Origin of the sequence: Bradyrhizobium sp. CCGUVB4N (assembly GCF_024199945.1) — a bacterium.
In the GTDB taxonomy this organism is placed as follows: domain Bacteria; phylum Pseudomonadota; class Alphaproteobacteria; order Rhizobiales; family Xanthobacteraceae; genus Bradyrhizobium.
On the sequence record NZ_JANADP010000001.1, the window covers coordinates 140,426 to 162,816 of the forward strand.

Sequence of the window (22,391 nt, forward strand, 5' to 3'; positions counted from 1 at the left end):
GCTAGCTTCAAAGATCGGAAGCAGCTCTATTTGGGGACCAAATCCCGCAAAATGGTGCCCAGGAAAGGACTCGAACCTTCACGGCCGTTAAGCCACTGGCACCTGAAGCCAGCGCGTCTACCAATTCCACCACCTGGGCATGCCGTTTGGGGCACGGAGGCGGTTACTACGGTTCGGTGACGCCGTTGTCAATTCATGGTTCGGGATGCGGATTGCGCATTGCAAACCGGCCCGATACAAGCCTGATAACACGCACTCTTCCCGCAGGATCTGACCCATGGCATCGAATCTGGAAACTCTCGTCACGGTTTTCGGCGGCTCGGGGTTTCTGGGCCGGAATGTCGTCCGCGCACTGTGCCGGCGGGATTACCGGGTCCGGGTCGCGGTGCGGCGGCCGGAACTAGCCGGATACCTCCAGCCCTCGGGCAAGGTCGGCCAGGTCCACACCATCCAGGCCAATCTGCGCTATCCGGCGTCGGTCGAGGCGGCGGTGCGTGATTCGCACATCGTCATCAATCTGGTCGGCATCCTCACCGAGGGCGGCGCCCAGACCTTCGACGCGGTCCAGGCCAAGGGCGCCGAGACCGTCGCCAAGGCGGCAGCGGCTGCCGGCGCCAGCCTGATCCATGTCTCGGCGATCGGCGCCGACGCCGAATCACCCTCGCGCTATGCCAAGGCCAAGGCGGCCGGCGAAGCCGCGGTCCTGGCCGCGGTGCCGTCGGCCACGATCTTCCGCCCCTCCGTGATGTTCGGCCCCGAGGACCAGTTCACCAACCGCTTCGCCTCGCTGGCGCGGCTGTCGCCGGTGCTGCCGCTGATCGGCGGCGAAACCAGGATGCAGCCGGTCTATGTCGGCGACGTCGCCACCGCGATCGCGGATGCCGTCGACGGCAAGGCCAAGGCCGGCGCGACCTACGAGCTCGGCGGGCCGGAAGTGCTGACCATGCGCGAGATCATCGAGACCATCGTCGGCATCGCCGATCGCAAGCCGATGCTGGTGCCGCTGTCCTTCGGGCTCGCCCGGCTCAAGGCCAATTTCCTGCAATTCGCGCCGGGCGCGATGAAGCTGACGCCGGACCAGGTGACGCTGCTCGAGCGCGACAATGTCGTGTCGGATGCGGCGAAGGCCGCCGGGCTGACGCTGGAAGGCCTCGGCATCACGGCCGATTCGCTGGAAGCGATCGCTCCGCAATATCTGTGGCGTTTCCGCCCGCAGGGCCAGTTCCAGCGCAAGAACGCGTGAGGGCTTCTTGCTTAACCTCGCCCCGCTTGCGGGGAGAGGTCGGATCGCCCCCGGCGATGCGAAGCATCGTCCGGCGCGATCCGGGTGAGGGGGTACAGGTCTCTCGACGATTTCCCGTGCGGAGAGAGGCCCCTCACCCCAACCCTCTCCCCGTAAGAACGGGGCGAGGGAGCGCAGCGTCAATACGGCGAGATCTCAAAACTTCAGCTTCTTGAAAACCGCCTCAGGCAGCGTCTTGATGATGAGCATCACGAGACGCCATCTGCCGCTGACATAGACGACGTCGGTCTTCTTCTCGACCGCGTTGAGGATCGCATCGCCAACCACAGGCGCGTCGACGGTGAGCGGGCCGATCAGCTTCATGCCTTCGGTCATCTTGGTGCGGACGAAACCGGGCTTCACGGTAATGACATGGACACCGCCGCGGCTGGCGCGGGCGCGCAGCCCGGACAGGAAGGCGGAGAAGCCGGCTTTCGCCGAGCCGTAGACATAGTTCGAGGCGCGGCCGCGATCGCCGGCGACCGACGACACGCCGACGATCGTGCCATTGCCGCGGCCTAAAAACTTCTCGGCGAACAGGCCGAGGATCAGCGACGGGCCCTCGTAGTTCGAGCGCATGATGGTGGTGGCGTGCGCGAGATCGCTCTCGGCGTTCGGCTGCACGCCCAGCAGGCCGATGATCGAGACGACGACATCGGGCAGCGCCGGAAGGCCTGCGACAAAGCCATCGAACGAGGCGGTGTCGAGCACGTCGAAGACCAGCGTGCTCGCTTCAATATTGTAGCGCGCGCGCAGATCGGCGGCATCAGGCTCGAGCGCGGCGGCATCGCGGCCTGCGAGGCCGACATCGTAGCCCGCCTTGGCAAAGGCGCGTGCCGCGGCGCGGCCGATATCGGAGGAGCCACCGAGTACCAGAACGGTCTTGCGTGACGTCACGGTTCAAACCTCATCGAACAGGCGTTGTGAAAGTTTCGAGCGGATGTTTTGGGCGGGATCGAGCGATTTGCGAATCGCGTTGAACCGCGCCAGCGCGGGGTAACCGGCCTCGAACGTCGCACGCGACTGGCGCGCATCCTTGGCGAGATAAAGCCGCCCGCCGGCAGCGACGACGAGGCGGTCGATCTCGTCGAGGAAATTCAGGATGTCGCCCTTCACCGGGAAATCCAGCGCCAGCGTGTAGCCGGGCAGCGGAAACGACAACAGGCCGTCGCCATGGCCGAGCTTCTTCAGCACCGCCAGGAACGAGGCATCGCCGCGCTTCGCAACACGATCGAGGATATCACCGAGCACGGCGCGTGCACTGGCTTGCGGAATCACGCATTGATGCTGGAGGAAGCCGCGCCGCCCATAGATGCGATTCCAGTCGGCAATGCTGTCGAGCGGAAAGAAATACGGATAGAGCGAGACCACATGGTCGCCGCCGGCCCGCCTTGCGCCCATGCGGTAATAGAGCTCGTTGAAGGCGCGGATGCTGATGCGATTGAGCGTCATCGACGGCAGATCGATCGGCACCGCGAGCCCGGGATTTTTACCCACGGGAAAGCGATCGGCGCCCTCGGCAAGCTCGCTGGCCGCTGCATGCTCGCCGAGATAGATCAGCGAACGGCCGAGATCGTTGCCGCGCGCCACGCAATCGATCCACGCCACCGAATATGTCGCGGAGTCACCGGCCTCGAGCGCGCGCATCGCGGCATCGAGATCGGACGCCGAAATCACGCGCTCGCGGATCCAGCCGGTCTCGACCGGGCGCAGTCGCATCGTGGCTTCGAGGATGATTCCGGTGAGGCCCATGCCGCCGACGGTCGCGAAGAAGGCATCCGAATTCTGCTCGCGCGAGATCTCGATGGTCTCGCCCTGCCCGGTGCGGAGCAGGATGCTGTCGACATAGCGGCCGAAACCGCCCTCGCCATGATGGTTCTTGCCGTGCACGTCGGCAGCGATGGCGCCGCCGACCGAGACGAACCGCGTGCCCGGCACCACGAACGGCAGGAAGCCGCGCGGGCCAAAGGTATCGATCAGGTCGGACAGCAGCACACCGGCTTCCAGGCGGATGCGGCCAGTTGCCGGATCGAACGACCTGACCCGGTCGAACCCGGTCATCCCGATCGTCCTGACGGCACCGATCGCGGCATCGCCATAGGCGCGGCCGTTGCCGCGCGCCACGGAACCGGTCACCACGGCTTCGCCCACGGCCTCGAACGACCGCGGCCGCAGCACTTCGCTATCGACGACCGGGAAGCGTCCCCAGCCGCTGACGAGGGTCATCGTTCAGCTCCGCCCGCGGGCCATCCCGCTCGGGGACCTGCCTAGCGGGCAAAAGCTGATATTGCGTTGAGGTGCGTCAGCGAGTTTGCGGCAGTTGGTACCGCTTCCCACCTCTCCCCAGCGGGGAGAGGTCGGATTGCTTTGGCGCGCCATTGCGCGCCTGAGCAATCCGGGTGAGGGGCCGCGGCACCCAGCGAGACCAGACCCCCTCACCCGGATCGCATCTAGCGATGCGACCCGACCTCTCCCTACGGGAGAGGTAAAACGGAGCGCGCCATCCGGGCTACGGGCCCTAAGCTTAATGCCCCAGCGCCAGTGCGATCAGGCCGAGCGTGCCGACGACGACGCGCCACCAGGCGAACACCGTGAAACCATGCCGGGTGACGTATCCGAGGAACGCCTTCACCACGATGATCGCGGTGATGAACGACACCACGAAGCCGATCGCGACGATGCCCATGTGGTCCATCGTCATCTCGGAGCGGTTCTTGTAGAAATCGTAGGCGAACGCGCCGATCATGGTGGGGATGGCGAGGAAGAACGAGAACTCCGCCGCCGCACGCTTGTCCGCGCCCAGGAACATCGCGGCGACGATGCTGGCACCGGAGCGCGACACGCCCGGGATCATCGCGATGCACTGCGCGATGCCGATATAGAGATACATCAGCAGCGGAAACTTGGTGGCGTCATGCTCGCGCGCCTTGAGCTCGAGCCGATCGACCCACAACAGGATGGCGCCGCCGACGATCAGCGAGAAGCAAACGACCCAGGGATTGAACAGCAGGCTCTTGATGTATTTGCCGGCGACGAGGCCGACGATCACAGCAGGCAGGAACGCCACCAGCACGCCGATCACGAAGCGGCGCGCATAGGCATCGCCCGTAAACATACCGATCGCGACGTCCCACAATTTCTTGAAATACAGCACGACGATCGCGAGGATCGCGCCGAGCTGGATCAGGACGGTAAACGAATCCCAGAAGGCGCCCTCGCCAAGGCCGAAGAAGCGCTCCGCAAGCAGCAGGTGGCCGGTCGAGGACACGGGAAGGAACTCGGTCACACCCTCGATGATGCCGAGGATCACTGCCCGTATTGTATCTGACATATTTACGGTCCATTTCCGCTGGAAAAGCGGGGCTCTTCTCGCCTATTCGTCCCTCGCTCGCAATCGCAAAATGCGCTAACGCGCCCTTGCCTCGCGGTTTTGAGGAACTAGTGTGGCGCCGCACAAACATTGATGGATTCTTAAGCACCATCAAATAGTCAAAGGGTTCATGTTTACGCTGTTTCATCATCCGTTCTGTCCGCATTCGCGTTTCATCCGCCTGATCGCGGGCGAATACGGGCTCGAACTGAAGCTGACCGAGGAGCGCAGCTGGGAACGGCGCGAGGCATTTCTGCTGCTCAATGCGGCCGGCACGACGCCGGTGCTGGTGGACGACGAACAGCCGCCGATCCCCGGCGCGGCCATTATTGCCGAGTATCTCGATGAGGCCTATGGCGCCGAGATGGGCCCCAAGCGCCTGATGCCGGAGACGATCGCCGAGCGCGTCGAGGTGCGCCGGCTGATGGCCTGGTTCAACGAAAAATTCTTCGAGGAAGTCTCCCATCCGCTCGTCACCGAGCGCATCTACAAGCGCTTCATGAGCGAGGAGAATGGCGGCGGGCCGCCCTCGCCCGACGTGATGCGCGCCGCCAAGGCCAACGTGCGCTATCATCTCGCCTATATCGGCTGGCTGGCGCAGACGCGTAACTTCCTCGCCGGCGACCGGCTCAGCTACGCGGATCTCGCCGCCGCGGCGCATCTCTCGGCGATCGACTATCTGGGCGACGTGCCATGGAGCGAGGACGACGCAGCAAAGGCGTGGTACGCGCGGGTGAAGTCCCGCCCGTCGTTCCGTCCGCTGCTGAGCGAATGGCTGGCGGGCGTGCCGGCGTCGCGGACCTACGTGGACCTGGATTTCTGAACTCCGATCCGACTGAACTGAAGGCGGCGCTGGCGCGCGAGGCGCGCGCGCTCGGCTTCGACTGCATCGGCATCACCGAGCCGGGCACGATCGAGAACGCCGGAAAACATTTCCTCGAATTCATCGCCTCCGGGGGCCATGGCGACATGGACTGGCTCGCGAGCCAGCCCGAGCGCCGGGTCGATCCGCGCGGGCTGTGGGCTGACGTGCGCAGCGTGATCATGCTCGGTGTCAATTACGGCCCCGACTCTGATCCGCTGAAAATCCTAGAGCAGCGCACGCGCGCCGCGATCTCGGTCTATGCGCAGGGCGACGACTATCACGACCTCATCAAGAAGCGGCTGAAGGCGCTGGCGCGCTGGCTGGTCGCGACCGCGCCGTCGGAGGTGAAGGTGTTCGTCGACACCGCGGCGGTGATGGAGAAGCCGCTGGCGCAAGCCGCCCATCTCGGCTGGCAGGGCAAGCACACCAATCTGGTCTCGCGCAAATTCGGTTCGTGGCTGTTTCTCGGCGCGATCTACACCACGCTCGACCTGCCGCGCGACGATGCCGAGATCGATCATTGCGGCTCGTGCCAGGCCTGCCTCGACATCTGCCCGACATCGGCGTTCCCCGCGCCCTACAAGCTCGATGCGCGGCGCTGCATCTCCTATCTCACCATCGAGAACAAGGGACCGATCCCGCACGAGTTTCGCAAGAGCATCGGCAACCGCATCTATGGCTGCGATGACTGTCTCGCCGCGTGCCCCTGGAACAAGTTTGCGCAGGAGGGACGTGAAGCAAAACTCTCTGCACGCGACGAGCTGCGTGCACCCGGTCTTGCTGAACTTTCCCAGCTCGACGACGCCGCGTTTCGCGCGCTGTTCACGAAGTCGCCGGTGAAGCGCATCGGCCGCGATCGCTTTTTGCGCAACGTGCTGATCGCGATCGGCAACTCCGGCGACGCGGCGCTGGCCGAAGAGGCGCGGCGATTGCTCGGTGATGCGAGCCCGCTGGTGCGTGGGGCTGCAGTGTGGGCGCTGGGGCAGTTGGTGGCGCAGGATGAATTTGACGCAACGAAGTCGGCCGCGTTGAGCAAGGAGCCCGACGACAGCGTGCGTGAGGAGTGGCGCGCCGCAGGTGCTAGCTGACCCTCATCCTGAGGAGCGCGCGTGCGCGCGTCTCGAAGGATAGAGGCCGAGATGCAGCAGCGGGGGCCTGCATCCTTCGAGACGGCGCTTCGCGCCTCCTCAGGATGAGGATCGGAGAGCTTGATTTCCCCGCGCATTCCCGCAAAGTCGCGCATCATGACAACAAACATGCCTTTCTTCACCCGCGACGGCGATACATTCCATCCGACGGAAGTGGCCAATGGCCCCTGGGATCCGAAATCGCTGCACGGGCGCGTCATCATCGGCCTGCTCGGCTTTGCCATCGAGGAGCGCCATTCCGGGCCTGAATTCGTGCCGGCGCGGTTGACCGTCGATATGTACAAGTTGCCGACCATCGACAAACCGATCGAGGTCAAGACGCGACTGGTGCGTGACGGCCTGCGCATCCGCGTGGTCGAGGCGGAATTCTTTTCCGGCGGCGTCAGCATGGCGCGGGCCTCGTGCCAGCTGTTGCGCAAAACGCAAAATCCCGACGGCAATGTCTGGTCGCCGCCGAACTGGGACGTGCCGAAGCCATCGGACATTCCAAAGCCGACCGATCCCAGGCTCGGCATGAACGGCAAATGGACGACGCGGCCGATCGTCGGTCACATGGGTTCGCTGGGTGCGCGCCGGCTCTGGATGAGCGAGGTGCGCGAGCTCGTTGCTGGCGTGCCGATGACGCCGTTCGTCCATGTCGCCACCGGCGCCGATTTCGCGAGCCCGTTCGCCAATGCCGGCGACAAGGGGCTCGGCTACATCAACAGCGACGTGACGATCTATCTGCATCGCCTGCCGGTGACGAACTGGATCGGCTTCGACGTGGTCAACCACCAGGCCACCGAAGGTGTCGCGATCGGCGAATGCTGGCTCTATGACGAACAGGGCCCGATCGGCACCGCGACGGTGGCCGCACTGGCGCAGCGCAAGCCGATGGCGAAGCCACCGCCGCCGTAGTTCGGAACAACAGACATCCGCGACTCGCTCCGCTGCGCTCCCTCCCCCGCAAGGGGGGAGGGAATGAGAGAGCGGTGCATCACGCCAGATGCCGCTTCATCTCGTCCCGCGCCTTCAGCTCTGCGCCCTGCTTGCCGACGATCTTGGCAATCCGCTCCGGCGCGAATTTCAGATCGACGAACGCCGGCGCGGTGTTGGCGACCTCGTGATAGCTGACGATCTTGCCGTCGCGCAGCGTCATGATCGCGACGCCTTCGAACATCGCACGCGCGCCGCCTGCTTCCGGCAGGGTTGATTTGTAGCTGAAGGTGTAGCGCGCATAGAGCGTGGTGCCGTTGCTGACGGGATCATGCATGTCCCAGCGGAAATCCATCGCCGTGCGATAGAAGAAATCATCGACCATCGCGGCGATCTTTTCGCGGCCCGCAAATGCGCCGTAGAACACGTCGTGATAGACGCCGTCCTCGGTGAACAGGTCTGCAAAGGCGCGACCGTTGCGTTGTTCGACCGCATCGCAGAAGGCGCGCAGCATGGCGGCGGTGGTCATGGGCGTTTCTCCCTTTCCATTCTCTGTCATGCCCCGGCTTGACCGGGGCATCCAGTACGCCGAGGCTTATCGGCTCTATCGCTGCTGCCTCTGGAGTACTGGATCGCCCGATCAAGTCGGGCGATGACACCGAGTGCTTGGCTGCACTTCACCCGATCTCCGCCACCGCGGCAAGAATGCGCGCGATGTCCTGCGGGCGCGACAGGCGGTGATCGCCGTCCTGGATCATGGTCAACACGACATCGTCGGCCGGCAGGCGATGCGTCAGCGCGAACGCATGCTGCCACGGCACGTCAGGATCCTGGGCGCCTTGCAGGATGCGGACGGGACAACCGAGATCGATCGCGCTGCCGAGCACGAGATGGTTGCGTCCCTCCTCGATCAGCTTGCGCGTGATCGGATAGGGCGTGCCGTCACCATATTCGGACGGCCGCAGCCAAAACCCCTTGGTCTCGATCTCCTTCTTCACCTCGGGCGAAAAATTCTTCCACATCAGCTCTTCCGTGAAGTCGGGCGCCGGCGCGATCAGCACCAGGCCGGCGAGCGAGGCCTTTCCCGAGCGCTTCCTGATCTCGCGCGCGAGCAGCAGCGCCATCCAGCCGCCCATGGAGGAACCGATCAGGATTTGCGGACCGGTGCAGAATCGCTCGAACACGGCGACGCTGTCCTCGAGCCAGCTTCCGATGGTTCCGTCGGCGAAATCGCCGCTGGATTCACCATGGCCGGAATAGTCGAACCGGACCGCGGCGCGGCCATGCTCGCCGGCCCAGCCGTCAAGCGCCACCGCCTTGCCGCCCTGCATGTCCGACTTGAAGCCGCCGAGCCAGACCACGCCGGGCCCTTGTCCGGCGCGGCGGCGCACCGCGATCCGGCGCGCCGAGGGCCCCTCGCCCACATCGATAAAATCAAGCACGGCATCTGGAATTGCTGGAGTCATGGAACGTTTACTCTGGCTGTGGGGTTTGAGCTGTCCGGGCGCATTCCGCGAAACAACCCTATATTGGTATTGTCCCTTTGGGACGCTTGCGGAACAGGTGCAAGGTGTCTATGTCGAGCACCGTGTCGATGGGCGTGACCAAAATGCCTCGCATTTGAGGGTTTTTCGCTCCCTGCAGGAGCGAGTTGCTTGCCCGCAAACGCATCTTCCTGCAAAATAGCCGCTTCCTTTCACAACTTTGGAGAACTACCCATTCGCCGTCCCAATAGAGCCCCGGCGCCTGCCGCCAAAGACGGGCCGCGCATCAATGATGATATTCGCAATGCGCAGATCCAGCTGATCGATCAGACCGGTGACAACAAAGGCACCGTCGAGACGATGCTTGCCATCAAGATGGCCCAGGAAGCCGGCATGGATCTGGTCGAGATTTCGCCAAATGTCAGCCCTCCCGTCTGCAAGATCATGGACTACGGGAAGTATAAGTATTCCGCCCAGAAGAAAGCCGCCGAAGCCCGCAAGCGTCAGAAGACCGTCGAGATCAAGGAGATCAAGCTCCGCCCGATGATCGACGATCACGATTATGACGTGAAGATGCGCGCGATGCTGCGGTTCTTCGAGGAGGGCGACAAGGTCAAGATCACCCTGCGCTATCGCGGCCGCGAAATGGCGCACCAGGAGATCGGCACCAAGCTGCTGGACAAGATCAAGACCGACGTCGCCGAGCTCGCCAAGGTCGAGCAGGACGCCCGGTTCGAGGGCCGTCAGGTCGTCATGGTCCTGGCGCCGCGCTGAGCGCAGCTCTTCAGGACTGAGAGTTCAACGGCCCGTCCGGATCCCCGGCGGGCCGTTTTGTTGTCAGGTCCGCGTCGCCTGCCACGTGCCGCTGCACTGGTCTCCGGAAATGATGCCCCTCCAGGAGCCTGCCCCCGCCGCACCGCCGAGTCGACCGCCGCCGGCGGCGTGCGAGGCGCCGACCGACACCTGGACCGCAACGGCGCCGCCACGATTGACCGTGCCGGACACCCGGCCGCCGCCGGCCGACGACACCCGGCTCCCGGTGACGGTGAAGGGGACGCTGTAGCCCGAGCTGCAATTGCCGCGGGTGGTGGCGAAAGTGACATTCCAGACACCGTCATAGCTGCGGATGCGGGCATCGGCCGTCGACGGAACGGCGGCAGCAGCAAGCACGGCGAGCAGCGCCAGATGGCGCGGACGGGCGACGACAGACAAAAGCGATTGGGAAAAATGGGCCATTTTGGTCCTGCTCGAGCCACACGACTTGGACAAGGATGTAGTAACTCCGAATAGTCGGCGCCCGGGTTCGGGCGGTTCATCGTTGCCAATTCGCCCGTTCTCTGTCATAAGCCCGGCCTTCATCGCCCGGCTGATTAAGGGCTGCCGTGGCGGTGTTTCGTGCGGGTTTCGCGCTTGTTCGTAAAACCTGAGCACAATCAACGCTCTAACGAGCATTTTTGACGGCCAGCCGCCTTCGCGGGCGGAACTCTGTGGCCATTAGGAGAGCCAAATGCCCAAGCTGAAGACCAAATCGGGCGCTAAAAAGCGCTTCAAGGTGACTGCCACCGGCAAAGTGATGTTCGCCCATCGCGGCAAGCGTCACGGCATGATCAAGCGGACGAAGAAGCAGATCCGTCAGCTCCGCGGCACATCCGTGCTGTTCAAGACCGACGGCGACAACGTCAAGAAGTACTTCTTGCCGAACGCCTGATCGCGTCCAGCGATCGTCGAAGATCATTGCCATCCGCGCCGCGCCTTTCGCGGCGATCCCAAACCGAAGTCATCTCTGAAGGATTTTTGTCATGTCTCGCGTCAAACGCGGTGTGACCGCTCACGCCAAGCACAAGAAAGTCTACAAGGCCGCCAAGGGCTTCTACGGCCGCCGCAAGAACACCATCCGCGCCGCCAAGCCGGCCGTGGAGAAGGCCCAGCAGTACGCGTTCCGTGATCGCAAGCGCAAGAAGCGCACCTTCCGCGCGCTCTGGATCCAGCGTCTCAACGCTGCCGTCCGTCCGTTCGGCCTGACCTACAGCCGATTTATCGACGGTCTCGCCAAGTCGGGCATCACCGTGGACCGCAAGGTGCTGTCGGATCTCGCGATCCACGAGCCCGCGTCGTTCCAGGCCATCGCCGAGAAGGCCAAAGCCGCCCTCGCGGCGTAATACGGCAAGGCTGCTCTGGCAGCCTGGGGCTTGCGCTAGCGGGCCTTCGAGCCCGCAGCCTTCAGCGCGCGTTGCGAGTAACGCTGGGCGACCTCCGCCCGGCAGAATGCCGTAAACGAGAGATACATGGTGCCGGACTTGTTCCGGTACTTGACGTCGCACGCGTGCATCTCGCGCTTGTAAGCCTGCGTTTGTGCGGCACTGAGGCCGGGCTTGAAGTCCGCCTCGCATTTCTTTTCGACGGCGGCACCGAGCTGGACGTCGCCGCTCGCGGTCAGCTCGCAATCCCTGAAGACCTTCATCGCGCTCTCGCAGCTCTTCTGCGCGCTGATGGTGTCGGCGACCTCGTCCAGCGTCATGGACGTGTCCATGCAGACCATGGCGCGCGTCGGGGTGGCCGCGACCGACAGGACGATGGCCACGACGGCAAGGGAAGCGGCACGGCAGCATTTCGAAAGCATCGCAAAGGTCTCCTCGTATCCCCCTTGGTGCCCGGCCCCCGCGCGAGGTTCAACCCAGCTGGTCCCATGCCCGAAATGACCGGCTTTTTGCTTGACGTTACGGCCTTCGGGCGGCGACAACCCAGCCGAATTTGGCAGCAAGGATTTGACTGTGTCCGACCTCGCAACGCTCGAAACATCCATCCTCGACCAGATCGCCGGCGCCGGCGATGAAGCCGCGCTCGAAGCGGTGCGCGTCGCAGCCCTCGGCAAGAAGGGCTCGATCTCGGCGCTGCTTGCCACGCTCGGCAAGATGTCGCCCGACGAGCGCAAGACGCAAGGTGCGGCGATCAACCTGGCCAAGGACAAGGTCACCGAGGCGCTCGCCGCACGGCGCGACCTGCTGAAGTCCGCAGCGCTCGATGCGCGGCTGGCATCCGAAACAATCGACGTGACCTTGCCGCTTCGCGATGCCCAGGCCGAAGCCGGCCGCATCCATCCGCTGAGCCAGGTGTGGGACGAGCTGACCACGATCTTCGCCGACATGGGTTTCTCGGTCGCCGAAGGCCCCGACATCGAGACCGACGACTACAACTTCACCAAGCTGAATTTTCCGGAAGGCCATCCGGCGCGCGAGATGCACGACACGTTCTTCTTCCATCCGAAGGAGGACGGCTCGCGCATGCTGTTGCGCACCCACACCTCGCCGGTGCAGGTGCGCACCATGCTGAGCCAGAAGCCGCCGATCCGCGTGATCTGCCCGGGCCGCACCTACCGCATCGATTCGGATGCGACCCACACGCCGCAATTCCACCAGGTCGAAGGCCTCGTCATCGACAAGCATTCGCATCTCGGCCACCTCAAATGGATCCTGCACGAGTTCTGCAAGGCGTTCTTCGAGGTCGACCACATCAACATGCGCTTCCGGCCGTCGTTCTTCCCCTTCACCGAGCCGTCGCTGGAAGTCGACATCCAGTGCCGCCGCGACAAGGGCGAGATTCGCTTCGGTGAGGGCGAGGACTGGCTCGAGATTCTCGGCTGCGGCATGGTGCATCCGAACGTGCTGCGCGCCTGCGGCATCGATCCCGACGAGTACCAGGGTTTTGCCTGGGGCATGGGCATCGACCGCATCGCCATGCTGAAATACGGCATCGCCGACCTGCGCCAGCTGTTCGACAGCGACGTCCGCTGGCTCAACCATTACGGCTTCAAGCCGCTCGAAGTGCCGACACTCGCGGGAGGGCTGAGCTCGTGAAATTCACCCTCTCCTGGCTGAAGGATCATCTCGACACCGACGAGCCGCTGGAAAAGCTCGCCGACAAGCTCACCATGATCGGGCTCGAGGTCGAGAACATCGAGGACAAGGCGAAGGCGTTGAAGCCGTTCACCATCGCGAAGGTGATCTCGGCCGAGCAGCATCCGAATGCAGATCGCTTGCGCGTCTGCATGGTCGACACCGGTGACGGTGGTGCGCCGGTGCAGGTCGTATGCGGTGCGCCGAATGCGCGCACAGGCCTCGTCAGCGTATTCTCGCCGCCCGGCACCTACATTCCCGGCAAGGACATCACGCTCGGCGTCGGCACAATCCGCGGCGTCGAGAGCCGCGGCATGCTGTGCTCGGCGGCCGAGCTGCAGATCTCCAACGACCACGACGGCATCATGGAATTGCCGGCGGATGCGCCGATCGGTGCGGGTTACGCCGAATGGGCGGCCCTTGGCGATCCCGTGATCGAGATCAACCTGACGCCGAACCGGCAGGATTGCACCGGCGTGCACGGCATCGCACGTGACCTCGCCGCCGCCGACATGGGCAAGTTCAGGGATCCCTCGATCAAGCCGATCAAGGGCGAATTCCCCTGCCCGGTGAAGGTCACGGTCGAGGACGCCGCGCTGTGCCCGGGCTTTGCGTTGCGCCTCGTGCGTGGCGTGAAGAACGGCCCGTCGCCGGAATGGCTGCAGAAGCGGCTGACCGCGATCGGGCTGCGCCCGATCAATGCGCTGGTCGACATCACCAACTTCATGACCTACGACCGCGCGCGTCCGCTGCACGTGTTCGACGCCAAGAAGGTGGTGGGCAATCTCGTGGTGCGCCGCGCCCGCGACGGCGAGGCGCTGCTCGCGCTCGACGGCCGCGCCTACAATCTCGATCCCTCGATCTGCGTGATCGCGGACCAGCATGGCGTCGAATCGCTCGCCGGCATCATGGGCGGCGAAGCCTCGGGCTGCGACGAAAACACCACCGACGTGCTGATCGAATCGGCGCTGTGGAACGAGATCAACGTCGCCCAGACCGGCCGCAAGCTCGGCATCAACTCCGATGCGCGCTACCGCTTCGAACGCGGCGTCGATCCGGCCTTCATGGTCCCGGGGCTCGAGCTCGCCACCAAGCTGGTGCTGGAGCTGTGCGGCGGCACGCCGTCGGAGAACGTCGTGGTGGGCAAGACCTTCGGCGACGATCGCGTGATCGATTTCCCGCTCACCGAGGTCAAGCGTCTCTCCGGCATCGAGGTGCCGCAGGTCGAGATGAAGCGCATCCTGAGCCATCTCGGCTTCATGATGGCGGGCCCGGGCCCCGTCGTGAAGGTCGCGGCGCCGTCGTGGCGCACTGACGTGCATGGCAAGGCCGACATCGTCGAGGAGGTCGTGCGCATCTACGGCGTCGACAAGGTGCCGATGACGCCGTTCGAGCGTGGCGAGGATGCACGCAAATCCGTGCTGACGCCGCTGCAGCTTCGCACCCGCCGCGCCCGGCGCGCGCTCGCGAGCCGCGGCATGATCGAAGCCGTGACGTGGTCGTTCATCACGAAGCCCGCGGCAAAGCTGTTCGGCGGCGGCCAGCGCGAGCTCGAAGTCGCCAACCCGATCGCCGCTGACCTCTCCGACATGCGGCCGAGCCTGTTGTCGGGCCTGGTGGCAGCCGCGCAGGCCAATGCCGATCGCGGCTATGGCGACGTCGTGCTGTTCGAGGTCGGCCAGGTCTTCAAGGGCGACCGTCCGCAGGATCAGTTCATGGCGGCGAGCGGCGTGCGCCGCGGCCTTGCGTCGTCGGACGGATCGGGACGGCACTGGTCGGGCTCGGCGCAGGCCGATGTGTTCGACGCCAAGGCCGATGCGCTTGCCGTGCTGGCCGCGGCCGGCGCGCCGATGCAGGCGCTCCAGATCGTTGCCGGCGGTCCCGCCTGGCTGCATCCGGGCCGCTCCGGCACCATCCAGATCGGCCCGCAGAACGTGCTCGGCACCTTCGGCGAGATGCATCCGCGCGCGCTGGAGGCGCTCGGCGCCGACGGCCCGCTTGTCGTGTTTGAAGTCACGCTCGACCGCATTCCGGAAGCCAAGAAGAAGCCGACCCGCGCAAAACCGCTGATCGAGCTGTCGGCGTTCCAGCCGGTGTCGCGCGACTTCGCCTTCATCGTCGACCGCGCCGTGAAGGCCGGCGACATCGTGCGCGCCGCGCAGGGTGTCGACAAGAAGCTCATCACCGGCGTCAACGTGTTCGACGTCTATGAGGGCAAGGGCATCGACGACGGCAAGAAGTCGATCGGCATCGCGGTGACGATCCAGCCGCGCGAGAAGACGCTGACCGACCAGGAGATCGAGGCGGTTGCCGCGAAGATCGTGGCGGAGGTCACGAAGAAGACCGGCGGCTCTCTGAGAGCATGATGCCGAAAAGCGCGAAGCGGTTTTCGGACAACGTCATGCTCACGAGACATCGAGCATGACGCTCACGGACTTCCTTCCCAAGGATGTCAGTCTCACCATCGCGATGGCGCTCTGCGCCATCGCTTTCGTTTCGGGCACCGCGCGCGGCTTTTCGGGCTTCGGCTCGGCGCTGATCTTCATGCCGCTGGCAAGCAGCGTCGCGGCGCCGCGGCTGGTTGCGGCGCTTCTCCTGGTCATCGATTTCGTCGCGGCGGCGCCGCTGCTGCCTGATGCGTGGCGGAAGGCGGATCGCAAGGCGACCGCGGTGATCGTGCTGGGCGCGCTGGTCGGTGTGCCCGTCGGCACCTATTTCCTCAGCGTGCTCGAGCCCGTCACCACGCGCTGGATCATCTCCTGCTTCGTCGCTGCGCTGCTTCTGCTGCTGCTGTCGGGCTGGCGCTATCGCGGCAAGGACCATGCCTGGCTCTCGGTCGGCATCGGCGGCCTCTCCGGCTTTTGCAGCGGACTGGCGCAGACCGGCGGACCGCCGATCGTCGGCTATTGGCTCGGCCGCCCCATCGCTCCCATCGTGGCGCGCGCCAACATCGTGCTGTTCTTCGGCGCGTCCGATTTCTTCTCGATGGTCAGTTATGCCACCACCGGCCTGATCTCGCGCGAGTCGCTGCTGCTGTCGCTGATCGTCGGGCCGGTCTACGCGATCGGCGTCGCCTTCGGCGCATCCCTGTTCGGCCGCGCCAGCGAGATCGTGTTTCGCAGAATCTGCTATGGGCTGATCGCGATCGCAGTGATCACCGGGTTGCCGGTGCTGGACGGGGTGTTGCGCTAATGTCGTCCTGGCGAAAGCCAGGACGACGCGAGAATGATTACTGCCTTGGCGCGCGACGCTTCTTCGTCGACTGCGTCGGCACTTCGGCCGGCTCGTCCTTCAGCGCGCCAATTTTACGGAGCGCGGCGTCGGCCGCGCGCTCGCCGCTGTCCCAGGCGCCGTCGACCGTGCCCCACAGCGTCTCATGCGTGGCTTCGCCGGCGAGGAACACATTGCCGATCGGCTCGCTCAGGATTTTTCGCGACAGCTGGCCGCCGGGAGAGGCTGCCGACATCGCGCCCATGACATAGGGCGAGGCATTCCAGCGCGTCACGGCCGTCTTCTGCACATTGGCGGCCGCTTCGCTACCGAACAGCTTCGTGATCCATTCCCTGGCGAAGGCCGCCATTGCCTTCTCGCCCTGCTCGGAGAGATCGCGGCCGAACGAGCCGCCGACGTCGATCGAGCACAGTGAGGATCCGCCGATATTGGCGAACATCAGCGCGGTGCGCGTCGAATTGCTCTGCTCGATCAGGATGTCGTCGCGCGAGAGCCCGAGCGGATTTCCCGGCAGTTGCAGCACGATGTGATCGTAGCTACCGAGCGTGAGCTTCGACGCAGCATCGAGCGTGCGCTTGGGAATGTCGGGCGCAAACTTGATCGCGCCGCTCGTGAGCACGTTGGTCGAGACGGTGATGATAGCGGCGCGCGCGGCGATCTTGCCCGCTTGCGTCTCCACGCTGACGTCGCGATTGCTCCAGATGATCCGGCTTGCCGGGGTCGAAAGCACGACCGGCGCCTGCTCGCCGAGCTTGGCAATGAGGGTGCCGAGACCCTGGCGGCAGGCGATCGGAGCGTTGCGGTCCTGCGCACGCGCCTTGTCGATCGCCGACAGCTCTTTCAGGTCCTTGCCGGCAAAGCTCGCACCGAGCACGAACTCGGCGGCGCCCGCCCAATCGCCGAGCTCTTTTGGCAGGACCGATGCGCAGGACGTATCGAGCTTGCCGCGCGCGGCCTCGTCGATCGCACGGTTGGCGCGCACCAGCGCTGCCAAAAACTCCTCGGTCTCGCCCGCGCGGGCATTGCGGCGGCCGATGCGCATCTTCTGGCCGGACGGTGCCGGCGAGACGTCGAGCCCGGCACTGCGCGCCAGCCGGATCATCGGGTTGGTGTCGGGATTGTGCATCCAGCGCGCACCGCGATCGAACGGGACGTCGAAGGTGGTGCTGTCGGTGATGCAGCGCCCGCCGATCTGCGAGGCTGCCTCCACCACGACCACCTTACGATTGGCCGCCATGACGCGCCGCGCTGCAGCGATGCCGGCCGCACCTGCGCCGATCACGACAATGTCAGCCTCGCGCGGCAGGGGTGCGGCAGTTGCGCCCAGGACCGGCATCGCAGCAAAGGCCGCCGACGCCGATAGGAAGCTGCGGCGCGTGATTGTCATGTCATGGTTTCCGGAGACTTGCAGCGAACGGGAACAGCAAGCGAACCTTGCCGCATCTGATGTTGCGCAGCAACCATCATGGTGAATCAATCGTGCTTGACCTCACAGACCCATGAACTGAATTGCAACAGGTTTCGACCATGATACAGATGGAAAAAAGATGGCCAGAAAGGCCCAGGGGGAGTTCATGGGGACGGTCCTAGATTCAGTCGGCAAGGTGATTGCCGCGTACCTCTCGAAGGAGGTGCCGGGCTACGAGCCGTTCACGCCGAGCGACCCCGAGCACCTGCGCGGCGTGATCCAGCCCGGCGACGTGATGCTGGTCGAGGGCAACAACCGCATCTCCGGCATCATCAAATATCTGACGCAGTCGACCTGGTCGCATGCCGCGCTCTATGTCGGCCCGGTCGAAGGCGCGGTCGAGCCCAACGGCGAGCCGCATGTGCTGATCGAGGCCAATATCGGCGAAGGCGTCACCTCCGCGCCGCTGTCGAAATATTTTCCGTACCACACCCGCGTCTGTCGCCCGGTCGGGCTGTCCTATGAGGACCGCACCACGGTGTGCCGCTATGCGATCAACCGCATCGGCTTCGGCTACGACACCAAGAACATCATCGATCTGATGCGCTTCCTGTTCCCGCTGCCGATACCGCAACGATGGCGGCGACGCATGATCGCGATCGGGTCGGGCGATCCGACCAAGATCATCTGCTCGGCGCTGATCGCACAGGCCTTCGACGCCGTGCGCTATCCGATCCTGCCGAAGATCACCAAGGCCGGCAGCCGCGCCGCCCGCCGCGAGATCCTGCACATCCGCGATTCCTCGCTCTACATGCCCCGCGACTTCGACATCTCGCCCTATTTCGAAGTGGTCAAACCCACCATCGTGCACGGCTTCGACTACACAGCCTTGCACTGGGCCGACAAGCAAAAGCCGCTCGAGGAGGTAGCGGGCTCATTCGGTGTGTTTCCAGAAACGCTCCGTGCGCCGCCGCTCGTTCCTGAAGCGATTGACGAAGAAGCGCCGGCTGAGGTTTCGGCTGAGCAAGTGAGTGCGGAAGCGGTTCAACGCGACACCGACTCCGAGCGTTTCCCGCTGCTGAAGCGGCTGGCGATGTACCGCCCACGGCGCCGCCGGCTAGCTCGCGAAAGAGCTGCATAAACAGCAGTCGTCCCGGCGAAGGCCGGGACCCATAACGCGTGATCTAACGCTTGCTGACGGTTGAAGTACAGAACAACGAGTCTTCGCCAAACCACTCCCTGTGGTTATGGGTCCCGGCCTTCGCGGGACGACACCTGTGGGTGTGGCGCGATATCGCTTTTCCACAGTTGCTGCGCTCGCAATGAGAGCGCGCCCTACCGCTCCGCCCGTCCAATCACCGCCATCAGCTCCGCAATCTTCTCGCGCTGGTCCGACTTGTCGCCGCTCGCGATGGCATGCTCGACACAATGGGCGACGTGGTCCTTCAAGACCTCTTCCTCGACACGGCGCAACGCGGCGCGCACCGCCGAGATCTGCGTGACGATGTCAATGCAGTAGCGATCCTCCTCGACCATTTTCGACAGGCCGCGAACCTGGCCCTCGATCCGGCCGAGACGTTTTCCGACGGATGCCTTGATGTCCTTGCGCATGGGGTCTATATACCCCTACCGGGTATAGGTTACAAGGCCGGAGTGCAGGAATGAACGACGCGGACCACGAGCATCATCACGAGGGGAACACGCATTCCGGATGCGGCTGCTCCGCCAAGACCGCCGCGCCTCCCAAACCCGCGGCCTCGTCCTGCTGCGGCGGCCATGGCGGTGATGCCGGCCATGACCACCATCACGCCCACGACCATGGAACGGCCGCGGCAAAGGTTCTTGATCCCGTCTGCGGCATGACGGTCGATCCCGCGACGTCAAAGCACCGCTTCGACCATCACGGCGAGACCTTCCATTTCTGCTCGGCCGGCTGCCGCACCAAATTCGCCGCCGATCCGGCAAAATATCTCGCAAAGGACAAGGCGCCCGAGCCGGAGATGCCGGCGGGCACGATCTACACCTGCCCGATGCATCCGGAGATCCGCCAGGTCGGACCCGGCAGCTGCCCGATCTGCGGCATGGCGCTGGAGCCGGAGGTCGCGAGCCTGGAGACCGGACCGAATCCGGAGCTCGCCGACATGACGCGCCGGTTCTGGATCGGCGGCGCACTGGCGCTGCCGCCTGTCATGCTCGAGATGGGCGGGCACCTCGCAGGCCCGCACAACTGGGTCGACCCGACACTGTCGAACTGGATCCAGCTCGTTTTCGCCACGCCCGTGGTGGTGTGGGCCGGCTGGCCGTTCTTCGTCCGCGGCTGGCAATCGCTGCTGACGCGCAACCTCAACATGTTCACGCTGATCGCGATGGGCACGGGCGTGGCTTATGTCTACAGCCTGATCGGCACCATCGTGCCGCAGATTTTCCCCGCCACTTTCCGCGGCCATGAGGGCGCGGTCGCCGTCTATTTCGAAGCCGCCGCGGTCATCACCGTGCTGGTTTTGCTCGGCCAGGTTCTGGAGCTGCGCGCCCGCGATGCCACCTCGGGCGCGATCAAGGCGCTGCTTCAGCTCGCCCCGAAAACCGCGCGGCGTGTCGATGCCGATGGCGGCGAGCATGAGGTCGAAATCGACGCCCTGCACGCGGGCGATTCCTTGCGCGTACGTCCCGGCGAAAAGGTGCCGGTCGACGGCGTCATTCTCGAGGGCCGCTCCTCGCTCGATGAATCGCTGGTGACCGGCGAATCCATGCCCGTCACCAAGGAGGTTGGCGCCAAGGTGATTGCTGGAACGCTCAACCAGTCGGGCAGCTTCATCATGCGCGCCGACAAGGTCGGGCGCGAAACACTGCTGTCGCAGATCGTGCAGATGGTCGCGGATGCACAACGTTCGCGCGCGCCGATTCAGCGACTGGCGGACCAGGTCGCCGGCTGGTTCGTGCCGACGGTGATGGCCGTCGCCGTCGCAGCCTTTGCCGCATGGGCGTGGTTCGGCCCGGAGCCACGGCTTGCCTTCGGCCTCGTCGCCGCCGTCAGCGTGCTGATCATCGCCTGCCCCTGCGCGCTGGGACTGGCGACCCCGATGTCGATCATGGTCGGCGTCGGCCGCGGCGCGCAGGCCGGTGTGCTGATCAAGAATGCCGAGGCGCTGGAGCGGATGGAGAAGATCGACACGCTGGTGATCGACAAGACAGGCACGCTGACCGAGGGCAAGCCCAAGGTGGTCGCGATCGTGCCGGCATCCGGCTTTGCCGAGGATGACATCCTTCGGCTTGCGGCCAGCGTCGAGCGTGCCAGCGAGCATCCGCTCGCCGACGCGGTCGTGCGCGCGGCCAAGGAGAAGCAGCTTGGCCTCGGCCAGGTCGAAGAGTTCGACTCGCCGACGGGCAAGGGCGCGACCGGCAAGGTCGACGGCAGGGTCATCGTGCTCGGCAACGCCAAATATTTCGCTTCGATCGGCATCGATACCAGATCACTCGACGCGGAGGCCGAGCGCCTGCGTGGCGACGGCGCCACTGTCATCAACATGGCGATCGACGGTCGGCTCGCCGGACTGTTTGCCATCGCCGATCCGGTCAAGGCTTCGACCCCGGAGGCGCTGAAGGCGCTCGCCGCCGAAGGCATCAAGGTGATCATGCTGACCGGCGACAACCGCACCACGGCGCAAGCCGTCGCGCGCAGGCTCGGCATCGCCGACGTCGAGGCCGAGGTGCTGCCGGACCAGAAGAGCGCGGTGGTGACAAAGCTGCAAAAGGCCGGCCGCAGCGTCGCGATGGCCGGCGACGGCGTCAACGACGCCCCGGCGCTGGCTGCAGCCGAGGTCGGCATCGCCATGGGCACCGGCACGGATGTGGCGATGGAAAGCGCCGGCGTCACCCTGCTGAAGGGTGATCTCACCGGCATCGTCCGCGCCCGAAAGCTGTCGCAGGCGACGATGAGCAACATCCGTCAAAACCTGTTCTTCGCCTTCATCTACAACGCCGCCGGCATCCCGATCGCCGCCGGCATCCTCTATCCTGCCTTCGGCGTGCTGCTGTCGCCGATCATCGCGGCCGCCGCGATGGCGCTGTCCTCGGTCAGCGTGGTCGGCAACGCGCTGCGGCTTCGGGCGACGCGGCTGTGAAGCGAAGGTGCGCTCCCTCGCCCCGCTTGCGGGGAGAGGGTTGGGGTGAGGGGGAGTCTCCACAGGGACGGTAGGAGTTGGACTCGCGGAGAGTCCCCCTCACCCGGAATTCAAGCTACGCTCGAATTCCGACCTCTCCCCGCAAGCGGGGCGAGGTAAGAGAGACCAGGCGCGCGGAGAGGACCTGATGCAGCGAATTACGATCACGATCGAGGACGATTTGCTGGCGGAGATCGATGCCGCGGCCGAGGCGCGCGGCTACCAGAACCGCTCGGAGATCATTCGCGATCTCGCCCGCGCCGGCTTGCAGCAATCGAGCGAGGACACCGCCCAGACCGGCCCCTGCGTCGCCGGCCTCGTCTATGTCTACGACCACGCCGCGCGCGATCTCTCAAAACGGCTGGTGCAGGAATTCCACGGCCACCACGACCTCGCGCTGGCGACGCTGCACGTCCATCTCGACGACAACAATTGCATGGAGATGACGGCGCTGAAGGGCGATGCCGCCGAGGTCAAGCATTTCGCCGACCACATCATCGCGGAGCGCGGCGTGCGCTATGGACGTGTGGTGATGATCCCGACGGGGGAAGGCAAGCCGGCCAAGGTGCGGAAGCACGGGCATCGGCATGAGTAGGTTAGACTAGCAGAGCGGGCCACTCTTACCCTCCCCTGGA

22 protein-coding genes and 1 tRNA gene are annotated in these 22,391 nt (G+C 64.9%); 13 read left to right on the top strand and 10 right to left on the bottom strand.

From position 1 onward, the window contains the following. Positions 1–52: 52 nt before the first annotated feature. A tRNA-Leu gene (locus NLM31_RS00620) sits at positions 53–139 on the bottom strand. Positions 140–277: 138 nt separating this feature from the next. On the opposite strand from NLM31_RS00620, the gene NLM31_RS00625 reads away from it, so the two are divergent. Then, complete coding sequence (locus tag NLM31_RS00625) at positions 278–1,243, top strand: complex I NDUFA9 subunit family protein (RefSeq protein WP_254191166.1); 966 nt, start codon at positions 278–280, stop codon at positions 1,241–1,243. A 195-nt stretch (positions 1,244–1,438) separates the two neighbouring features. Here NLM31_RS00625 and NLM31_RS00630 read toward each other — a convergent pair whose 3' ends face one another. The 3 genes from NLM31_RS00630 to NLM31_RS00640 form a co-directional block, all read right to left on the bottom strand. Beyond that, positions 1,439–2,179, bottom strand: a complete 741-nt coding sequence (locus NLM31_RS00630; protein ID WP_254191167.1) for an SDR family oxidoreductase — start codon at positions 2,177–2,179, stop codon at positions 1,439–1,441. 3 nt (positions 2,180–2,182) lie between these two features. Continuing rightward, positions 2,183–3,508 (bottom strand): FAD-binding oxidoreductase, encoded by a 1,326-nt coding sequence (locus NLM31_RS00635; RefSeq protein ID WP_254191168.1) that lies wholly within the window; start codon positions 3,506–3,508, stop codon positions 2,183–2,185. 298 nt (positions 3,509–3,806) lie between these two features. Next, positions 3,807–4,613 (bottom strand): undecaprenyl-diphosphate phosphatase, encoded by an 807-nt coding sequence (locus NLM31_RS00640; protein ID WP_254191169.1) that lies wholly within the window; start codon positions 4,611–4,613, stop codon positions 3,807–3,809. Positions 4,614–4,782: 169 nt separating this feature from the next. Between NLM31_RS00640 and NLM31_RS00645 the strand changes: the two genes are divergently transcribed. The 3 genes from NLM31_RS00645 (at position 4,783) to NLM31_RS00655 (ending at position 7,562) form a co-directional block, all read left to right on the top strand. Next, positions 4,783–5,475: a glutathione S-transferase family protein gene (locus NLM31_RS00645; RefSeq protein ID WP_254127313.1), complete on the top strand. Its 693-nt coding sequence runs from the start codon at positions 4,783–4,785 to the stop codon at positions 5,473–5,475. Further along, the gene (gene queG / locus NLM31_RS00650) at positions 5,424–6,605 is read left to right on the top strand and encodes a tRNA epoxyqueuosine(34) reductase QueG (RefSeq protein ID WP_254191170.1); all 1,182 of its coding nucleotides are present in this window, start codon (positions 5,424–5,426) and stop codon (positions 6,603–6,605) included. Before NLM31_RS00645 ends, queG begins: the two co-directional genes overlap by 52 nt. Before the next feature lie 168 nt (positions 6,606–6,773). Beyond that, complete coding sequence (locus NLM31_RS00655; protein WP_254127316.1) at positions 6,774–7,562, top strand: acyl-CoA thioesterase domain-containing protein; 789 nt, start codon at positions 6,774–6,776, stop codon at positions 7,560–7,562. Between the two features lie 79 nt (positions 7,563–7,641). Here the strand turns inward: NLM31_RS00655 and NLM31_RS00660 are convergent, their stop codons facing one another. Together NLM31_RS00660 and NLM31_RS00665 are read right to left on the bottom strand one after the other, a co-directional pair. Further along, a complete protein-coding gene (locus tag NLM31_RS00660; RefSeq protein WP_254127317.1) occupies positions 7,642–8,109 on the bottom strand; it encodes a nuclear transport factor 2 family protein in 468 nt (155 codons plus the stop codon). A gap of 148 nt (positions 8,110–8,257) precedes the next feature. Beyond that, on the bottom strand, positions 8,258–9,046 hold the full coding sequence (locus tag NLM31_RS00665; RefSeq protein WP_254127318.1) for a carboxylesterase: 789 nt from the start codon (positions 9,044–9,046) through the stop codon (positions 8,258–8,260). 252 nt (positions 9,047–9,298) lie between these two features. On the opposite strand from NLM31_RS00665, the gene infC reads away from it, so the two are divergent. Further along, positions 9,299–9,838, top strand: coding sequence for a translation initiation factor IF-3 (gene infC, locus NLM31_RS00670; RefSeq protein ID WP_148778009.1), 540 nt, complete (start codon positions 9,299–9,301; stop codon positions 9,836–9,838). A gap of 63 nt (positions 9,839–9,901) precedes the next feature. On the opposite strand, the gene NLM31_RS00675 is transcribed toward infC, so the two are convergent. Next, a complete protein-coding gene (locus NLM31_RS00675; RefSeq protein WP_254127319.1) occupies positions 9,902–10,300 on the bottom strand; it encodes a hypothetical protein in 399 nt (132 codons plus the stop codon). 271 nt (positions 10,301–10,571) lie between these two features. Here NLM31_RS00675 and rpmI point away from each other — a divergent pair, with 271 nt between their 5' ends. Then, positions 10,572–10,772 (top strand): 50S ribosomal protein L35, encoded by a 201-nt coding sequence (gene rpmI / locus NLM31_RS00680; protein WP_027535561.1) that lies wholly within the window; start codon positions 10,572–10,574, stop codon positions 10,770–10,772. A gap of 91 nt (positions 10,773–10,863) precedes the next feature. Next, the gene (gene rplT / locus NLM31_RS00685; RefSeq protein WP_014490867.1) at positions 10,864–11,223 is read left to right on the top strand and encodes a 50S ribosomal protein L20; all 360 of its coding nucleotides are present in this window, start codon (positions 10,864–10,866) and stop codon (positions 11,221–11,223) included. 35 nt (positions 11,224–11,258) lie between these two features. Here rplT and NLM31_RS00690 read toward each other — a convergent pair whose 3' ends face one another. Next, entirely contained in the window at positions 11,259–11,684 is a 426-nt protein-coding gene (locus NLM31_RS00690; protein ID WP_254127320.1) for a hypothetical protein, read from the bottom strand. 151 nt (positions 11,685–11,835) lie between these two features. Here NLM31_RS00690 and pheS point away from each other — a divergent pair, with 151 nt between their 5' ends. The 3 genes from pheS to NLM31_RS00705 are packed head-to-tail and all read left to right on the top strand — an operon-like array spanning position 11,836 to position 16,149. Next, positions 11,836–12,918 carry a phenylalanine--tRNA ligase subunit alpha gene (gene pheS, locus NLM31_RS00695; protein ID WP_254127321.1) on the top strand — a complete coding sequence of 361 codons (1,083 nt, stop codon included), beginning with the start codon at positions 11,836–11,838 and terminating at the stop codon, positions 12,916–12,918. After that, positions 12,915–15,323 carry a phenylalanine--tRNA ligase subunit beta gene (pheT, locus tag NLM31_RS00700; RefSeq protein ID WP_254191171.1) on the top strand — a complete coding sequence of 803 codons (2,409 nt, stop codon included), beginning with the start codon at positions 12,915–12,917 and terminating at the stop codon, positions 15,321–15,323. The genes pheS and pheT overlap by 4 nt, the downstream gene beginning before the upstream one ends. A gap of 55 nt (positions 15,324–15,378) precedes the next feature. Further along, positions 15,379–16,149, top strand: a complete 771-nt coding sequence (locus tag NLM31_RS00705; RefSeq protein ID WP_254191172.1) for a sulfite exporter TauE/SafE family protein — start codon at positions 15,379–15,381, stop codon at positions 16,147–16,149. 37 nt (positions 16,150–16,186) lie between these two features. On the opposite strand, the gene NLM31_RS00710 is transcribed toward NLM31_RS00705, so the two are convergent. Then, positions 16,187–17,575 (bottom strand): NAD(P)/FAD-dependent oxidoreductase, encoded by a 1,389-nt coding sequence (locus NLM31_RS00710; protein ID WP_254191173.1) that lies wholly within the window; start codon positions 17,573–17,575, stop codon positions 16,187–16,189. A gap of 187 nt (positions 17,576–17,762) precedes the next feature. On the opposite strand from NLM31_RS00710, the gene NLM31_RS00715 reads away from it, so the two are divergent. Further along, the gene (locus tag NLM31_RS00715) at positions 17,763–18,737 is read left to right on the top strand and encodes a YiiX/YebB-like N1pC/P60 family cysteine hydrolase (protein WP_254191174.1); all 975 of its coding nucleotides are present in this window, start codon (positions 17,763–17,765) and stop codon (positions 18,735–18,737) included. A 194-nt stretch (positions 18,738–18,931) separates the two neighbouring features. Here the strand turns inward: NLM31_RS00715 and NLM31_RS00720 are convergent, their stop codons facing one another. Further along, entirely contained in the window at positions 18,932–19,207 is a 276-nt protein-coding gene (locus tag NLM31_RS00720; protein WP_027535553.1) for a metal-sensitive transcriptional regulator, read from the bottom strand. A 50-nt stretch (positions 19,208–19,257) separates the two neighbouring features. On the opposite strand from NLM31_RS00720, the gene NLM31_RS00725 reads away from it, so the two are divergent. After that, positions 19,258–21,717, top strand: coding sequence for a heavy metal translocating P-type ATPase (locus tag NLM31_RS00725; RefSeq protein ID WP_254191175.1), 2,460 nt, complete (start codon positions 19,258–19,260; stop codon positions 21,715–21,717). 187 nt (positions 21,718–21,904) lie between these two features. Next, positions 21,905–22,351 (top strand): nickel-responsive transcriptional regulator NikR, encoded by a 447-nt coding sequence (gene nikR / locus NLM31_RS00730; RefSeq protein WP_254127326.1) that lies wholly within the window; start codon positions 21,905–21,907, stop codon positions 22,349–22,351. Positions 22,352–22,391: the final 40 nt, after the last annotated feature.

What these genes read in the sequence shown, in the direction of transcription:
- NLM31_RS00625 (WP_254191166.1), top strand. Translation starts at nt 278, where the DNA reads ATGGCATCGAATCTGGAAACTCTCGTCACGGTTTTCGGCGGCTCGGGG.
- NLM31_RS00635 (WP_254191168.1), bottom strand. Translation starts at nt 3,508, where the DNA reads ATGACCCTCGTCAGCGGCTGGGGACGCTTCCCGGTCGTCGATAGCGAA.
- NLM31_RS00640 (WP_254191169.1), bottom strand. Translation starts at nt 4,613, where the DNA reads ATGTCAGATACAATACGGGCAGTGATCCTCGGCATCATCGAGGGTGTG.
- NLM31_RS00645 (WP_254127313.1), top strand. Translation starts at nt 4,783, where the DNA reads ATGTTTACGCTGTTTCATCATCCGTTCTGTCCGCATTCGCGTTTCATC.
- queG (WP_254191170.1), top strand. Translation starts at nt 5,424, where the DNA reads ATGGCTGGCGGGCGTGCCGGCGTCGCGGACCTACGTGGACCTGGATTT.
- NLM31_RS00655 (WP_254127316.1), top strand. Translation starts at nt 6,774, where the DNA reads ATGCCTTTCTTCACCCGCGACGGCGATACATTCCATCCGACGGAAGTG.
- NLM31_RS00660 (WP_254127317.1), bottom strand. Translation starts at nt 8,109, where the DNA reads ATGACCACCGCCGCCATGCTGCGCGCCTTCTGCGATGCGGTCGAACAA.
- NLM31_RS00665 (WP_254127318.1), bottom strand. Translation starts at nt 9,046, where the DNA reads ATGACTCCAGCAATTCCAGATGCCGTGCTTGATTTTATCGATGTGGGC.
- NLM31_RS00675 (WP_254127319.1), bottom strand. Translation starts at nt 10,300, where the DNA reads ATGGCCCATTTTTCCCAATCGCTTTTGTCTGTCGTCGCCCGTCCGCGC.
- rpmI (WP_027535561.1), top strand. Translation starts at nt 10,572, where the DNA reads ATGCCCAAGCTGAAGACCAAATCGGGCGCTAAAAAGCGCTTCAAGGTG.
- rplT (WP_014490867.1), top strand. Translation starts at nt 10,864, where the DNA reads ATGTCTCGCGTCAAACGCGGTGTGACCGCTCACGCCAAGCACAAGAAA.
- NLM31_RS00690 (WP_254127320.1), bottom strand. Translation starts at nt 11,684, where the DNA reads ATGCTTTCGAAATGCTGCCGTGCCGCTTCCCTTGCCGTCGTGGCCATC.
- NLM31_RS00705 (WP_254191172.1), top strand. Translation starts at nt 15,379, where the DNA reads ATGACGCTCACGGACTTCCTTCCCAAGGATGTCAGTCTCACCATCGCG.
- NLM31_RS00710 (WP_254191173.1), bottom strand. Translation starts at nt 17,575, where the DNA reads ATGACAATCACGCGCCGCAGCTTCCTATCGGCGTCGGCGGCCTTTGCT.
- NLM31_RS00715 (WP_254191174.1), top strand. Translation starts at nt 17,763, where the DNA reads ATGGGGACGGTCCTAGATTCAGTCGGCAAGGTGATTGCCGCGTACCTC.
- NLM31_RS00720 (WP_027535553.1), bottom strand. Translation starts at nt 19,207, where the DNA reads ATGCGCAAGGACATCAAGGCATCCGTCGGAAAACGTCTCGGCCGGATC.
- NLM31_RS00725 (WP_254191175.1), top strand. Translation starts at nt 19,258, where the DNA reads ATGAACGACGCGGACCACGAGCATCATCACGAGGGGAACACGCATTCC.
- nikR (WP_254127326.1), top strand. Translation starts at nt 21,905, where the DNA reads ATGCAGCGAATTACGATCACGATCGAGGACGATTTGCTGGCGGAGATC.